Source organism: Neorhizobium puerariae (genome assembly GCF_042429745.1).
GTDB classification, from domain to species: Bacteria; Pseudomonadota; Alphaproteobacteria; order Rhizobiales; family Rhizobiaceae; genus Neorhizobium; species Neorhizobium puerariae.
On record NZ_JBHMAA010000028.1, the window covers coordinates 141,967 to 156,188 of the forward strand.

Below are 14,222 nucleotides of genomic sequence, written 5' to 3' on the forward strand. Positions count from 1 at the left end.
CAAGATCGAAACGCTGCCGGGTCCGTCCGGCGCGATGCCGCAGACCCGAAACCCGCCGAATCACCAGCGACCGTTCCTTAACATGCCGGCGCCGCGCGATCTTCCGGCATCGGGGGACAAGCCGCCCGCCCGCGCGTTTCGGTATACGGTTGGGTACGCCGGCCTCGTGGATCGGGGAGGGGATCGTTCTCCCGGGAGCGTGCCTGCGACGGATTGGCTGCCCTCCGTCCGGAATCACGATTCGCCTTGAATCCATGGATTTTTATGGTTAAACAGCAACGGTTGCTGGCTTGTTTGCCGCTGTTGCGTTGGGGGAACGGTCATTCCGTTGCCGCATTTCGGCTAAACTTCCGGCGGTATGCGCTTTTATGTGCACCACCGAAACTCAAAATCGGGGCGGCGTAAAGACATTGGTTACCATAATCGTTCATCCTCACATGCAGTCGTCTGGCGGCAGTGAGCAGTTCCTTCCTCTGCTCAGCGTTTGCCGGGATTGTGTCGGTGGTTTCGCGCAGGCGAGTTCCGCCCATGTGAGTAACGGTTCGGGTAACGAGTGATGGCGCGTTCTGTCCAGGGTTCAGTGAATGGCAAACAGGTGCGTAAAGCGCCGCAGCGCCGCAGGAAATCCCGCCCTCTCCTGGCGAATGTCGCAATCGGCATAGGCCTGACGGTCGCGACCCTGATGGGCGCTTCCGTGGTGACCATGGCGACGGCCGTCAAGTCCGCCTCCGACGTCAAGTTCGAAACGGCGCTCGCCGCTCCGGTCGCGCTGGCGGGTGCTGCAACGCTTGCCGGGCGCGAAGTCTTGGCCGGGCGCGAAGTCGATGTCTCGAAATTCTCCCGCCTGCCCGGCAGTTCCCCGGCTGATCCGAAAGGCAAGCGGCTTGCCGGCGCCGAGATGGCCGCCCTCGAAGCCCGCAGGCCGGCCCCGTCGAGCGTGAAGCAGATGCTCGACGTCGCCATGGCCAAGGCGGCGCGTCATACGGAAAAGGAGCAGCAGTTCGCTGCCCTCCAGAAAGTCCGTCCCGACGCGCAGGCGATCCGCGCCGTGCTCGGCCCCGCGATGGAAAACCTGGTGGTCGTCGCGCCTCGCGGCGACGACGCCATGCCGGACCTGATCCAGGACGCCGCGCCGGCGACGAGGGTCGCCGAACTCAAGGACATGAAGCCGGTCGAGATGGCCGCGCTGGAAGAAACCGCTCTTGAGGACGACGATGCCGGCGGACAGCAGGCCGCCGCTCTCGTCCCGGAGCTGGCGCCAGCCCCTGCCTATGCCCTGCCGAAGGCCGGTCCGCTGCCGGTCATCCGTCCGTCCTCGGCAAACGGCGGGAAGCCGGCCAAGCCGACTGCGCTTGCCGCCATCGCCGCGGTGGCGCCGCAGAAGCCGGGCCGGGCCGCCGACGATGACAAGCCCACCGCGCTGGCCTTCGCCAAGCCCGACAATCCGCTGCGCGAGACGCCGTCCGCCCCTGCGCCTTCCGCGCCGAACTGGCCGGGCATCGGCAGCAAGGTCGCCGTCTACGACATCACCAACGCGGTTGTGCACATGCCGAACGGCAGCAGGCTCGAGGCTCATTCCGGCATCGGCAGCCTGCGCGACAATCCCAAGTTCACCCATGTGAAGATGCGCGGCCCGACGCCGCCCGGCACCTACAAGCTCTCCATGCGTGAATCGCTGTTCCACGGCGTGGCCGCGATCCGCCTGACGCCGGTCGACGGCAAGGCGCCGCAGGGCCGCACCGGCCTGCTCGCCCACAGCTTCCTGCTGCGCGTGCGCGGCGATTCGCACGGCTGCGTCGCCTTTGCCGAATACGACCGCTTCCTCAAGGCTTTCCAGCGCGGCGAGATCACCCATATGGTGATCGTGCCCGCATGGGACGGCAAGCGCCCGGGCCGCGGCAATGGCGGCGGGTTCCTCGCCAAGCTCTTCAGCGGCAACGACGCCTGATCTGGAACGACGTCTGATCCGGCCGGTTTTGACGCCAGAGACGCCTATGCCGGCTTCGCTGGCGAGGATGGAAGCGTATCAGGCACGGCCGGTTCCGCCGACGCGGTCAGTAATCACGCCCCGCATACCGATCCGGCAGCGCGGCGTCGCCGTTGTGGCCGATGAAGACGGCCCAGACACCCCCCGGACGCCACACTGTTTCCATGGGCGCGGCAGCTTCTTCCGGGTTCAGTTTCAGGACATCGCGCCGATAACGGTAAAGGAAGGCCGTAACGCGGGCATTGAAGATGCAATGCACATGAATCCGGTCGTTCCTGGTGGCTTCCATGATCTGGCAGAAGCGATCGAAGTCGCTTTCGGCCGGAGCCGCGAAATCCACGGGCAGATGAATATAGGTCATGCCGAGGCTGGACACCGTGGCCCGTTCGTCCTTCAAGGCCTTTTCATGGTTGTGAATGCCGAGATTGACGATATGGCTCACCGCGAGTTTGCTGATACTGGCCAACTGGCCTTCGGTCGGCTGGCCCGAGGTCGTCAGCCTGCTGCTCAAGCGCCGCCAGTTGACGATCTCGACCGGATCGCCTGCGACGCCAAAGAGATCGGTACGCATGGGGCACTCCTTTCGTTGCCAGAGCATCCTGCGTTCAGGTGGAATCGCCTGAGCGCAGGATGCTCCAGATTCAAAGAATTAGGCGTCCTTAGTGCGCCCGGCGCTCTAGGATGCCCAGGCGCGCGGCTTGTCGTTCCGTGCTCCCCGATGGTGCCCCATCTTTATCGCCAGTTACACGGACGGAGTGACGATCATCCGGTTCGGTCCGGTTGGCAAGCCTTCCGTCGAGAATTCAGCTTTCACCCCAGGATATCCCGCGCGACGCGCATGAAGATCCGCGTGCCGATCGAGATCAGGTCGTCGGGAAAATCGTAGTTGGGATTGTGAAGGTTCGGAATGTCCTCGCCGGCACCGAGGAAGAACATCGCCGATTTCGAGACCGAGCCGAACCTTCCGAAATCCTCCGAGCCGCGCATCGTCTCGCCCGGCTCGTGCAGGACGCCTTCGGCGTCCATCGCGGCGCGCAGCAGGTCGGCGGCCTGCCGGTCGTTCTCGGAATGGACGAAGATGTCGTGGTATTCCAGCGTATATTCGAGCCCTCCCTCCGAGGCGGCACCGCGCACCAGGGCTTCGGCGGCGGCTACCAGCGAATCCATCCCGGCATCCGTCATGCTGCGCAACGTCACCCAGACCTCCGCGTAGCCGGGAGCGATGCCGAAGGCGGGCTCGCCGACCGATGCATGCGTCACCGTCGCCAGGACGAGGTCCTCCGTCGCGATGCTTCCCTTGCCCAGGCCCGTCAGCGCCGGCATCAGATTCGCCACGGCGGGGACCGGCGAAATGCCGGTTTCCGGCATGGAGGCATGCGCGGTGCGGCCCGAAAGCGTGATCCTCAGCCCGCGCGAGGCGCAGTTGGCGATGCCGTCCTTCAGCCAGACATGGCCGAGCGGCAGGCCCGGCATGTTGTGCAGCGAGAAGCTGTAGTCCGGTTTCAGGTCCGCGAATTTTTCGTCGGCGATGACCGCTGCGGCGCCCGCGCCCGTCTCTTCCGCCGGCTGGAAAAGCAGGATCGCGCATCCGCGCTTCGGCCTTTGCCGCCCGAACTGCCGGCCGAGCGCCGCGAGCATGGCCATATGGCCGTCATGCCCGCACATGTGGCCCTTGCCGGGAATCTTCGAGCGATGGTCGGGCTGGCCCACCTCCTCGATCGGCAGCGCGTCGAGCTCGGCGCGGAACATCACCGCCGGGCCGGGCGCGCCGCTGTCATAGACCACGGCGACCCCCGTACCGCCGAGCCCGGAAACGACCCGGTCCGGCCCCGTTTCGCCGAGAAAGCCCAGAACCTCCTCGGCGGTCGCGACCTCCTCGCCGGAAATCTCCGGCATGGCATGCAGCTTGCGCCGCCACGCGGTCAGCTCGATCACGTCCTGGTTCGAAAGAAACATGGGCCGCTCCTTCATCCCCCGGTGCTGGCATCTTGTTGCTGACGCAGAGCTAGACGGGGCAGGGGCGCTTCGCAAGGAAAAACCTCGGCTCCCCGGTTGGCTACCCCACCCGACGCCGATCCTGCCGCAGGGAGGCTGGCAAGGCCGGCTTTTCAGCTGCAATGCAATCCGGGCAGTGCGAGCTATCGTTGCAATTTCATATGGAAGATGTCATTTCTAGTAGTACTTGGCTAAATGGGGGGGAATATGCGTGCGGTCTTCTTTTCAGTTCTTATTACTTTGGCGCCGACCTGTACTGCTTTCGCGGGAGAGAAAGCCGCCACCGCAGCAGTGCAAATTATCAGTGAATATGCGGACCGTATTTGCGGTGTGATGTCCCTTTCTGGAGAAACCAGCAATCTTACGCTGGATGGTGAAACAGAGGCGAAGTTGAACGGCCTCGTTTCCAAGTTGGCGGATTTGGGTATCAAGGGAGCCGCAAAATATGAATTCAAGAACTTCAAGAATGTTCTTCAGGCGGATCTTCCGAAGCTGATAGAAAAGCAGGTTGAATGCAAGAGCGCCGTAAGCGACAAAATGTCAGGGGCCATTCTGGATGCGTTCAAGGTTGACGATAGTGGCATCAAGCAATCGACCGGCGATATAAACAACAGCGGGAATGGCAATTTTAACAACACCGGCATCCAGAATAAAATTGAGTTCAAATAATGCTGTATAAATTTATTGTATTATTCGCGGCAATAATGATGTCGGCGGTTTTGGCTCGCGCCCAGACGGGCGGCATCTCGAACAATGGAAATTGCAATATCAATATTACGGGGACCGGAAACAATATTTCCGTTAGCAATCCTTGTGGAGACTCATCGTCGTCCAGCGATTTTCTTACCGTTTTTACGGGAAACGCGATGTATCCCATATTCGGTCTGAACAACTATAACGTAAATTGGACTATGAGCGAATTAAGTTTAACCGTAGATAATAAATCGATCATAGATCAGGACCTGGGCAGCGTTTTAAATCCAAAAAGCAGGAGATTGAAGAAAGGAAGTCATTATTATGAAATAAAGATTTCCGTATTGTTTTTCAATGGCGTCCAATCCGACGCGACCTGTGGTGGTATTCTTAATCTGCAGGCCGACGCGGTTCTGATGCCGCGCATATCCGTGGTTGCGAGCCCCGTTGGACAGCTTTTTTCGCAGGGATGCGGATTTGAACTGCGGCCTTAGCTAAAAACCAAGGCGTTCACACCCGCTCCACGAACCCTTCCAGCACCCTTTTCTGCCCGGCCCGGTCGAAATCGATCGTCAGCTTGTTGCCCTCGACCGCCGAAATATTGCCGTTGCCGAACTTGACGTGGAACACCCGGTCTCCGACGGAGAATTGCGAGGGTTTGTCGGCCACGGATTTCGCCACCAGTTCGCCGTCGATGGTGCGGCCGCGCGGGCCGCTTTCGCCGTAACCGATGCGCTCCACCGCGTGGCCGGAGCGGGTGCCCCAGTTGTCGCGCGTGGCGTCGGTCTTGTTGGCCTGCGCGCGTTTCCAGCCGGGCGTCGAATAGGAATTGGCGAAGGGATCGGCCTTGTCGAAGCGCGATTGGCCGTAGCCGCCCCGGCCACCGCCATAACCGCCGTAATTGCTCTCGGCGACGGCAACGTCCACATGCGCCTGCGGCAGTTCGTCGAGGAAGCGTGACGGCATGGTGGATTGCCACAGCCCGTGGATGCGGCGATTCGAGACGAACCAGATGTGGCAGCGGTGCTTGGCGCGCGTGATGCCCACATAGGCGAGGCGGCGTTCCTCCTCCAGTCCGGAGCGCCCTCCCTCGTCGAGCGCCCGCTGGTGGGGAAAGAGGCCTTCCTCCCAGCCGGGCAGGAAGACCGTGTCGAATTCCAGCCCCTTGGCCGAATGCAGCGTCATGATCGAGACGGCATCGAGGTTCTCGTTGGTCTCGGCATCCATGACCAGCGAGACGTGTTCGAGGAAGCCGCGCATGCTCTCGAAGGCCTCCATCGAGCGGACGAGTTCCTTCAGGTTTTCCAGCCGGCCCGGCGCTTCCGCCGACTTGTCGGCCTTCCACATGTCCGTATAGCCGGATTCTTCGAGGATCTGCTCGGCAAGCTCGGTATGCGGCGTGGCCTCCAGCTGCTGTTGCCAGTTCCTGAAACTCTGCACCACGTCGAAGAGCGCCTTGCGCGCCTTGGGCTTCAGCTCGTCCGTCTCGACGATCTCGGCGGATGCGGCGAGCATCGGTATGTCGCGGGCGCGGGCATAGTCGTGCAGGTAGCGCACGGTCGTATCGCCAAGTCCGCGCTTCGGAGTGTTGACGATCCGCTCGAAGGCGAGGTCGTCGGCCGGCTGGCAGACGAGCCGGAAATAGGCCATGGCATCGCGGATTTCGAGCCGCTCGTAGAAACGCGGGCCGCCGATGACGCGGTAGTTGAGGCCGAGCGTCACGAACCGGTCTTCGAACTCGCGCATCTGGAAGGAGGCGCGCACCAGGATCGCCATGTCGTTCAGCGCATGTTTCCTGCCGCCGGCATCGCCGCGCTGCAGCCGCTCGATCTCCTCGCCGATAGCGCGGGCCTCTTCTTCCGAATCCCAGGCCGCATGGACGATTACCTTCTCGTCTTCCGGGTCGGTCCGGTCGGTGAAGAGCGTCTTGCCGAGGCGGCCTTCGTTATGGGCGATCAGGTGTCCGGCGGCGCCGAGGATATGCTCGGTGGAGCGGTAGTTGCGCTCCAGCTTGATCACCCTGGCGCCCGGAAAATCCTTCTCGAAGCGCAGGATGTTGTCCACTTCCGCGCCGCGCCAGCCATAGATCGACTGGTCGTCGTCGCCGACGCAGCAGACGTTCTGGGGCGTTCCCTTCGGCCGCTGGGCGAGCAGGCGCAGCCACATGTACTGGGCAGTATTGGTGTCCTGGTACTCGTCGACGAGGATATACCGGAACCTGCCGTGGTAGTCCTTGAGGATATCCGGGTTCTGGCGGAAGATCGCGATCGGGTGCAGAAGCAGGTCGCCGAAATCGCAGGCGTTCAGCGTCTTCAGCCGCGCCTGGTAGGCGGCGTAGAGTTCGCGGCCCTTGCCGTTGGCAAACGCGCGGGCGTCGCCTTCCGGGATGTCGGCGGGAAGCAGGCCCTTGTTCTTCCAGGTGTCGATCATGCCGGCGAACTGGCGGGCCGGCCAGCGCTTGTCGTCCAGCCCCTCGGCCTGGATCAACTGCTTGATCAGCCGGACCACGTCGTCGGTGTCGAGAATGGTGAAGTCGGAGCGCAGTCCGGCGAGTTCCGCGTGGCGGCGGAGCAGCCTGACGCCGATCGAGTGGAACGTGCCGAGCCAAGGCATGCCTTCCACCGCGCCGCCGACGAGCACGCCGATGCGCTCCTTCATCTCGCGCGCCGCCTTGTTGGTGAAGGTGACGGCGAGGATCTGCGATGGAAAGGCCCGGCCGGTCGCCAGGATATGGGCGATGCGTGTCGTCAGCACCCGCGTCTTGCCGGTTCCCGCGCCGGCGAGCACGAGGACCGGGCCATCCAGCGTTTCCACCGCCTCGCGCTGCTCGGGATTGAGGCCTGAAAGGTAATCGGGCGCCCGGCGCTGGTCGCGTGCCGCCATGGCGCGCGCGGCAATGCCGAGCCCGCCATTGCCTGCCGGCGGCGGGGCGGGCGCCTTGCGCGGCGCCGGTTCCTCGTCGAAGAACGGAATATCGTCGAAACTGTCACTCATGCGGCCAATGTAATGATTCGGACCCGAAAGACCAGAAAATGTTCCTCTTTTATTCCGAGGTTCGCCGCAATAGCGGGCCAAATTGTGGAGGATGCGGGGTTGCTTCGCGAGAAAGCCGCAATCTGCGAGCGTCATATCTGCATGCGACCTAACAAACCCGTGAGATTTCGTGAGGTTACATTTCCGTAAGGTTCTGAATCTCCCATTGCCTGTGCACACGCAAAAAAGGATACTTGCCGCGCGACTTGCCCCCTGCCTGCCCTGCCCGGAGTATTGAATGCGGATTTGGAAACAGTTCCTTCTCTGTCTTGCGATCGTTGTTCTTGCCCTCGGGCTCTGGGCCTTCATGGTGCCCGGCGCGGGCGAGACGCTGGCAAGGTATGGTGTTCCCGGGCAGATCATCGCGGCGATCCGTCCGGTCGCGGCGACGCCCGCGGCCGAGGGGCAGGGCGGCGGCGGCAATTCCTCCGGCGGGCAGCGGCAGCAGGCGCAGGCCGCAGGCGGGCAGGGCGGTGGTCAAGGCAGCGGACAGGGCGCAGGCCCGCGCGGCCAGGGTCAGGGCGGCAACCGGGCGACGACGGTGGTGGTCCAGCCGGTCCGGATCGGCACGGTCAACGACCGGCTGTCGGCCATCGGCAGCAGCGAGGCCATCCAGTCCGTCGTGGTCATGCCGCAGGCGTCGGGCACGATCCATGAGATCATGGTGTCCTCCGGCCAGAAGGTCGTCAAGGGGCAGGTTCTCGCCCGTCTCGACGACGACGAGCAGATCATCGAGCGCGACAAGGCGCAGGTGACCCTGAAGAGCGCGCAGGAGAAGTCGGCCTCCTACAAGAACCTTCAGTCGGTCTCGCGCCTCGACGTGCTCGACGCGCAGATCGCCGAACAGGCGGCCAAGCTCGCGCTCTCCACCGCCGAACTCAATCTGAGGCGTCGCGATATCGCCGCCCCGATCGATGGCATCGCCGGCATCGTGGCGGTCAATATCGGCGACAACGTCACGACCCAGACCAGCATCGTCACGCTCGACGACCGCTCGGCCATCCTCGTCGATTTCTGGGCGCCGGAGCGTTTCGCGGTGGCGATCGAGCCCGGCCAGCCGGTCGAGGCGAGCTCTATCGCCCGCCCGGGCCAGGTCTTTTCCGGCAAGGTGGATGCGATCGACAACCGCATCGATCCGGCAAGCCGTACCATGCGCATCCGCGCCCGCGTCGAAAATCCGTCCGATCTCCTGCGCGCCGGCATGGCGTTCAGCGTCGGCATGCGCTTTTCCGGCGAGAAATATCCCGCGGTGGACCCGTTGGCCGTCCAGTGGGATGGCGAAGGGTCCTATGTCTGGCGGGTCGTGGACAACAAGTCGGCCAAGGCGCGCGTGCGCGTCGTGCAGCGCAACCCGGATTCGGTTCTCGTCGAGGCGCAGCTCGCCGAGGGCGACAGGGTGGTGACGGAAGGCCTGCAGCGCGTGAGGGAGGGGGCGCCCGTGCGCATCTTGGGCGCGCCGGACGCGGCGGAGGTGGCGAGCCAATGAAGATCGAACTCCCGGGTCTTGGCCATGACGGCGCCAGTCACAACGGTGCCAATCATGGCGGCGACGAGAAATCCGGCCAGTCCTTCACCGCGCTCTTCGTCCGCAGGCCGATCCTCGCCGCAGTTCTGAACACGCTGCTCGTGGTGGCGGGCCTCGCGGCGCTGGCCGGCGTGGAAGTGCGCGAGCTCCCGGACGTCGACCAGCCCGTCATCACCGTCCAGACCACCTATGACGGCGCCTCGCCGCAGACGATGGACCAGGAGGTCACGCAGGTCATCGAAGGTGCGGTGGCGCGCGTTTCCGGCCTCAAGGCGCTCTCCTCGCAGTCGCAGTTCGGCAACAGCCGGGTGACCATGGAGTTCAACGACACGGTCGATCTTTCCGATGCCGCCAACGACGTGCGCGACGCCGTCGGCCGCGTTGTCAACCAGTTGCCGGACGATGCCGACGAGCCGCGCATCATCAAGGCCGATGCCGATTCCGATCCGATCATGCGCCTTGCGGTCACCTCATCGAAATTGTCGATGGAGGACCTGACCCAACTCGTCGACAACGAGATCACCGACCGGCTGGCGGCGGTGGAGGGCGTCGCCGACGTCCAGCTCTACGGCGACCAGGACAAGGTGTTCCGCGTCGACATCAACCAGGCGGCGCTCGCCGGGCGCGGGCTGACGGTCGCCGACGTTTCCAAGGCGCTGGAAAGCGCGGCGCTCGACGTGCCGGCCGGCTCGCTGAAGAGCACCAGCCAGGACATCGTCGTGCGCGCCACGGCGAACCTGACGACGCCGCGGGATTTCGAGAACGTGCTGATCGCCCCGAATGTCCGCGTGCGGGACGTGGCAAGCGTTGCGCTCGGCCCGGACGACGGCAGCACGGTGCTGCGCTCCAACGCCGTGCAGGGCGTCGGCCTCGGCATCATCCGCCAGGCGCAGTCGAACACGCTCAACATTTCCGAAGGCGTCAGGAAGGCCGTCGACGAGATGCAGAAGACGCTGCCCGAGGGGACGCGCATCGCCGTCACGGGCGACGACGCGATCTTCATCCAGGGCGCGCTGCACGAAGTCGAGATCGCGCTCATCCTCTCCGCGACGGTCGTCGTGGCGGTCATCTATCTCTTCCTGCGCGACTGGCGGGCGACGCTCATTCCGGCGCTGACCATGCCGGTCGCGCTGATCGGCACGCTGGTGGCGATCTATCTCGTCGGCTTCTCGATCAATATCCTGACGCTTCTGGCGATCGTGCTGGCGACTGGTCTCGTGGTGGACGACGCGATCGTCGTGCTCGAAAACATCGTGCGAAGGCGCGCCGAGGGCATGGGGCCGCGCGCGGCCGCCGTGCTCGGCACGCAGGAAGTGTTCTTCGCCGTCATCGCCACGACCGCGACGCTGGCGGCCGTCTTCATTCCGCTCTCCTTCCTGCCCGGCCAGATCGGCGGGCTGTTCAAGGAATTCGGCTTCGTGCTCGCGTTCTCGGTGGCGCTGTCGTCGATCACGGCGCTGACGCTCTGCCCGATGCTCGCCTCGCGCATGCTGACGAAGCCGATCAAGGAGGAGCACGGGCTGCTCGGCGTGTTCGGCAGCGCCTTTGCCCGCGTCTATGCGGTGGCGCTCCGCTTCTGCCTCAATGCGCCGCTGGTGGTCATCGCCTTTTCCGTGATCTTTTCGATCGCGGCCTACAATGTCTTCGGCCTCGTCAAGAGCGAGCTGACGCCGCGCGAGGACCGCGCGACGATCATGCTGCGGCTGACCGCGCCGCAGGGCGTCAGCCTTGACTATACGCGCGACCAGATGCAGCGCGTCGAGGAGAACCTCAAGCCGCTGCGCGATTCCGGCGAGATCACCAACATCTTCTCGATCTCCGGTTTCGGCAGCAACAAGAACAGCGGCTTCATGGTGCTGACGCTGGCGCCCTGGGACGAGCGCAGCCGCAGCCAGGACCAGATCGCCGCCGACGTGAATGCGGCCACATCGCGCGTGCCGGCGCTGCGCGGCTTCACGATGCAGTCGAACAGCCTGAAGATCCGCGGCGCCGGCAACGGCCTGCAAATGGCGCTGGTCGGCAACGACTATGACCTCCTGACATCGACCGCGCTGAAGCTCGTCTCTCAGATGGAGACGAGCCCGCTCTTCGATACGCCGCGCCTTACCAACGAGCCGACCCAGTCGCAGCTTTCCGTCTCGATCGACCGGGAGCGGGCGTCGGACCTCGGCATCGAGATCGCGGGCCTGTCGACCGCCATGCAGTCGCTGCTCGAAGGCCGCTCGGTGGTCGACGTCTTCGTCAACGGCGACGCGCTGCCGGTCAAGCTGACCTCCACGACCCGGCCGCTCGACGACCCTACCGATCTCGAAAACATCTTCCTGAAGGCGGCGGACGGCAAGATGGTGCCGATGTCCACCATCGCGACGCTCAAGGAAGGCGCAGTCGCGCCGCAGCTCAACCGCGAACAGCAGCTTGCTTCCGTGTCCATCTCGTCGGGCCTTCGCAACGGCGTGGCGCTCGGCGACGCGGTCAAGGGGATGACGGCGCTTGCCCAGCCGCTCCTGCCGCCCGGCGTGCGGCTCATTCCGATGGCGGAAGCCAAGACGCTCGGCGAGAACTCGAACGCCATGCTGATGACGTTCGGCTTTGCGATCGCCATCATCCTCCTGGTGCTCGCCGCCCAGTTCGAAAGCGTGCTGTCGTCGCTGATCATCATGGCGACCGTCCCGCTCGGCCTTGCCTGCGCCGCGATCGCGCTGGTACTGACGGGGTCGAGCCTCAACGTCTACAGCCAGATCGGCCTCGTCCTGCTCGTCGGCGTCATGGCGAAGAACGGCATCCTGATCGTGGAATTCGCCAACCAGCTCCGCGACCGCGGCGCGGAGGTGCGCGAGGCGATCGAGACCGCCTGCGCGATGCGCCTTCGTCCGGTGATGATGACGATGATCGCAACGATCATCGGCGGCGTGCCCCTGGTGCTCGCAAGAGGGGCAGGCGCCGAGGCGCGTATCGCGCTCGGCTGGGTCATCGTCGGCGGCCTCGGCTTTGCCGTGCTGGTCACGCTCTTCATCACGCCGGTCGCCTATCTTCTGCTTGCCCGCTTCGCGAAGCCGCATGTCCACGAGGAACGGCGTTTCCATCAGGAGCTGGCGCACGCCTCGCGCCGCAAGGCGGAAAACGCGGATGCGGAAGAGAAGGAAAAGGAAGAGCCCCTCCTGGCTGCAGAGTGAGGCCGAGCCCGGGGAAGAGCAGGGCTGGCATGCTTCCATCCCGCTCATGGGGGAGGGCAATCGCATGTGAGGAACGGAGCGGACGCGGCCTACCCCTCTTCTCCCCAGCGGAGAGACGTGCCGGGCAAAGCGAGGCGATAAGGGAGTGTACGCGCGGCAAACGCATCGCTGGATTTTGACTTCGCCACCCTCATCCAGTCCTTCGGACCACCTTTGCCGGGGCGAGCCACGGGGCTTGCCCGTCCTTCGGTTCCCCGCCGAGGGGGAAGAAAGAGCAGGCTGCCCGTCTCGTCATTCCAGGAGGTCTCAGAACATTCCGCCCATATGCAATTGCCCTGCTCCCATGGGGGAGGGATTGCGTCTCCTCCTTCTCATTCCCGTCCCAGCAGCCCGTCCAATTGGGCGGCAAGCTCGCCATCCGCGTTCCGGTCCTCGGCCATCTTCCGGTAGAGGCCGGCCATGCCCTTGAAGATCAGCGCGACAGGGTCGTCCTTGCCGAGGAAGGCGGCGATCTCCTCCATTTCCGCCACCCAGCGATAGGCTTTCGCGTACATGTCCGGAATGCCGGACGAGAGCTTCTGGTCGAGATCGGAGGCGCTTTCCTCCAGTTCGCGCTTCAGGCTCTGGTCCGCGCCGCTGCGGATGGCGGCGAGAAACATGGCGGTGCCGAGGCCGGTCACTCCCTTGTTGATGCCGGCATAGCACATTTTCAGCGCCGAAGCGGCGCCGACGGGACCTTCGATGCGGCGCACGTCGAGGCCATGACCGGCCAGCAAGGCGCTTCGGTTCGCCGGGTCGCCGCTGACATAGAGTTTGGGGCCGCGCTTGCCCGGTTGCGGCGGCAGGCCGATGATCGACCCGTCGAGCACGTCGACGCCGCTGCCGTCGAAGGCCGCCGCCACCAGCCTCATGGTGTCCGGGGAGATCGCGTTGCAATCCACGAAGGTCACCGGCTCCTTGCGGTCCCTGGCCGCCGCGGCAAACTTTCCGGCCACGCCGATGGCTTCGGCAGGCGGGACGATGGAGAGGACGATGTCGGCATCGACGATCCTGTCGAGGCCGCAAGGTTGCATGCCGGCGGCCTTCGCCCTTTCGAGCGTCGCGGCCGAGCGGCCTTCGAGATAGGTCAGAACGTTCGCACCGCCTTCGACCAGCTTGCGGCCGATGCCGCTGCCCATGGCTCCTGCTCCGATGATTGCAATGTCGGCCATCGTTGTCGCTCCCAGAGGATGAAGGATGATATTGCCGATTAGTGCACTTCCTGACCATCGAGGGAAGCCATTTTCGGTTCCGAAGCGCATGACGCCCGTCCCGGCGTCGCAGGCGCGAGGGGCCGGGTGGCGCTTGTCACCTTGCGGGGAGATGTCTGGCGGCGTGGAGGAGGGCATGGGACAGAAAATCAAGGCTTTGGCAAAAACAGGCGGGAAAAATCCCTTCCATTTTTCCCCGCCTCCTCACCCCATGCCTACAATCTGCCTGTCCCGCTCTCGGATACACCAGGAGGTGTTCTGGCGAGGCGGGGCCGGCGCGGGGTGTGAGGGGAAGACGCAGAACCTTATCCTCCGGGTCCGCGGAAAATGGTCTCCCTCCGGCGACGTGGGGGCGGGTGAGACGCTGTCGGACCGGTGTCTCGTTTCGCTTCCTTGCATTGTGCGCCGGGCGTGCCTGTGAGGCATTGGAGGGTGACGGTACAGCGCCATGCGGCGTCCGGGGGTTTTTCCTGAAAGCCCGGCCGCGCGGCGCAGGTGGAAGACGGTGCGCCCGAGCGATCGGGACCGGTGGTCATGGCCGTGGCACCGTAAGTCTGAGGGCGTGC

The 14,222-nt window shown here is 64.3% G+C and carries 9 protein-coding genes and 1 riboswitch; of the genes, 5 read left to right on the top strand and 4 right to left on the bottom strand.

The annotated features are described in order from the left end of the window. Nucleotides 1-556: 556 nt before the first annotated feature. The gene (locus ACFFP0_RS23455) at nt 557-1,948 is read left to right on the top strand and encodes a DUF2778 domain-containing protein (protein ID WP_377264629.1); all 1,392 of its coding nucleotides are present in this window, start codon (nt 557-559) and stop codon (nt 1,946-1,948) included. 106 nt (nt 1,949-2,054) lie between these two features. On the opposite strand, the gene ACFFP0_RS23460 is transcribed toward ACFFP0_RS23455, so the two are convergent. Together ACFFP0_RS23460 and ACFFP0_RS23465 are read right to left on the bottom strand one after the other, a co-directional pair. Then, nucleotides 2,055-2,558, bottom strand: a complete 504-nt coding sequence (locus tag ACFFP0_RS23460; protein WP_377264630.1) for a protein tyrosine phosphatase family protein — start codon at nt 2,556-2,558, stop codon at nt 2,055-2,057. 105 nt (nt 2,559-2,663) lie between these two features. Further along, nucleotides 2,664-2,743: riboswitch (ZMP/ZTP riboswitch) on the bottom strand. Between the two features lie 54 nt (nt 2,744-2,797). Next, nucleotides 2,798-3,943: an amidohydrolase gene (locus tag ACFFP0_RS23465; RefSeq protein ID WP_377264631.1), complete on the bottom strand. Its 1,146-nt coding sequence runs from the start codon at nt 3,941-3,943 to the stop codon at nt 2,798-2,800. Nucleotides 3,944-4,189: 246 nt separating this feature from the next. On the opposite strand from ACFFP0_RS23465, the gene ACFFP0_RS23470 reads away from it, so the two are divergent. Both ACFFP0_RS23470 and ACFFP0_RS23475 read left to right on the top strand, forming a co-directional pair. Further along, nucleotides 4,190-4,651: a hypothetical protein gene (locus ACFFP0_RS23470; protein WP_377264632.1), complete on the top strand. Its 462-nt coding sequence runs from the start codon at nt 4,190-4,192 to the stop codon at nt 4,649-4,651. Then, nucleotides 4,651-5,169, top strand: a complete 519-nt coding sequence (locus ACFFP0_RS23475; protein WP_377264633.1) for a hypothetical protein — start codon at nt 4,651-4,653, stop codon at nt 5,167-5,169. The genes ACFFP0_RS23470 and ACFFP0_RS23475 overlap by 1 nt, the downstream gene beginning before the upstream one ends. A 16-nt stretch (nt 5,170-5,185) precedes the next feature. Here the strand turns inward: ACFFP0_RS23475 and ACFFP0_RS23480 are convergent, their stop codons facing one another. Beyond that, entirely contained in the window at nt 5,186-7,669 is a 2,484-nt protein-coding gene (locus ACFFP0_RS23480; RefSeq protein WP_377264634.1) for an ATP-dependent helicase, read from the bottom strand. A 277-nt stretch (nt 7,670-7,946) separates the two neighbouring features. On the opposite strand from ACFFP0_RS23480, the gene ACFFP0_RS23485 reads away from it, so the two are divergent. After that, nucleotides 7,947-9,194 (top strand): efflux RND transporter periplasmic adaptor subunit, encoded by a 1,248-nt coding sequence (locus ACFFP0_RS23485; RefSeq protein ID WP_377264635.1) that lies wholly within the window; start codon nt 7,947-7,949, stop codon nt 9,192-9,194. Next, nucleotides 9,191-12,406, top strand: a complete 3,216-nt coding sequence (locus tag ACFFP0_RS23490) for an efflux RND transporter permease subunit (RefSeq protein ID WP_377264636.1) — start codon at nt 9,191-9,193, stop codon at nt 12,404-12,406. Before ACFFP0_RS23485 ends, ACFFP0_RS23490 begins: the two co-directional genes overlap by 4 nt. Before the next feature lie 371 nt (nt 12,407-12,777). Here ACFFP0_RS23490 and ACFFP0_RS23495 read toward each other — a convergent pair whose 3' ends face one another. Further along, nucleotides 12,778-13,617, bottom strand: a complete 840-nt coding sequence (locus tag ACFFP0_RS23495) for an NAD(P)-dependent oxidoreductase (RefSeq protein ID WP_377264637.1) — start codon at nt 13,615-13,617, stop codon at nt 12,778-12,780. Between the last annotated feature and the right edge of the window lie 605 nt (nt 13,618-14,222).

Bases quoted from the DNA above. Each gene is read 5' to 3' on its own strand.
- ACFFP0_RS23455 (WP_377264629.1), top strand. From the start codon at position 557: ATGGCGCGTTCTGTCCAGGGTTCAGTGAATGGCAAACAGGTGCGTAAA.
- ACFFP0_RS23460 (WP_377264630.1), bottom strand. From the start codon at position 2,558: ATGCGTACCGATCTCTTTGGCGTCGCAGGCGATCCGGTCGAGATCGTC.
- ACFFP0_RS23465 (WP_377264631.1), bottom strand. From the start codon at position 3,943: ATGTTTCTTTCGAACCAGGACGTGATCGAGCTGACCGCGTGGCGGCGC.
- ACFFP0_RS23470 (WP_377264632.1), top strand. From the start codon at position 4,190: ATGCGTGCGGTCTTCTTTTCAGTTCTTATTACTTTGGCGCCGACCTGT.
- ACFFP0_RS23475 (WP_377264633.1), top strand. From the start codon at position 4,651: ATGCTGTATAAATTTATTGTATTATTCGCGGCAATAATGATGTCGGCG.
- ACFFP0_RS23480 (WP_377264634.1), bottom strand. From the start codon at position 7,669: ATGAGTGACAGTTTCGACGATATTCCGTTCTTCGACGAGGAACCGGCG.
- ACFFP0_RS23485 (WP_377264635.1), top strand. From the start codon at position 7,947: ATGCGGATTTGGAAACAGTTCCTTCTCTGTCTTGCGATCGTTGTTCTT.
- ACFFP0_RS23490 (WP_377264636.1), top strand. From the start codon at position 9,191: ATGAAGATCGAACTCCCGGGTCTTGGCCATGACGGCGCCAGTCACAAC.
- ACFFP0_RS23495 (WP_377264637.1), bottom strand. From the start codon at position 13,617: ATGGCCGACATTGCAATCATCGGAGCAGGAGCCATGGGCAGCGGCATC.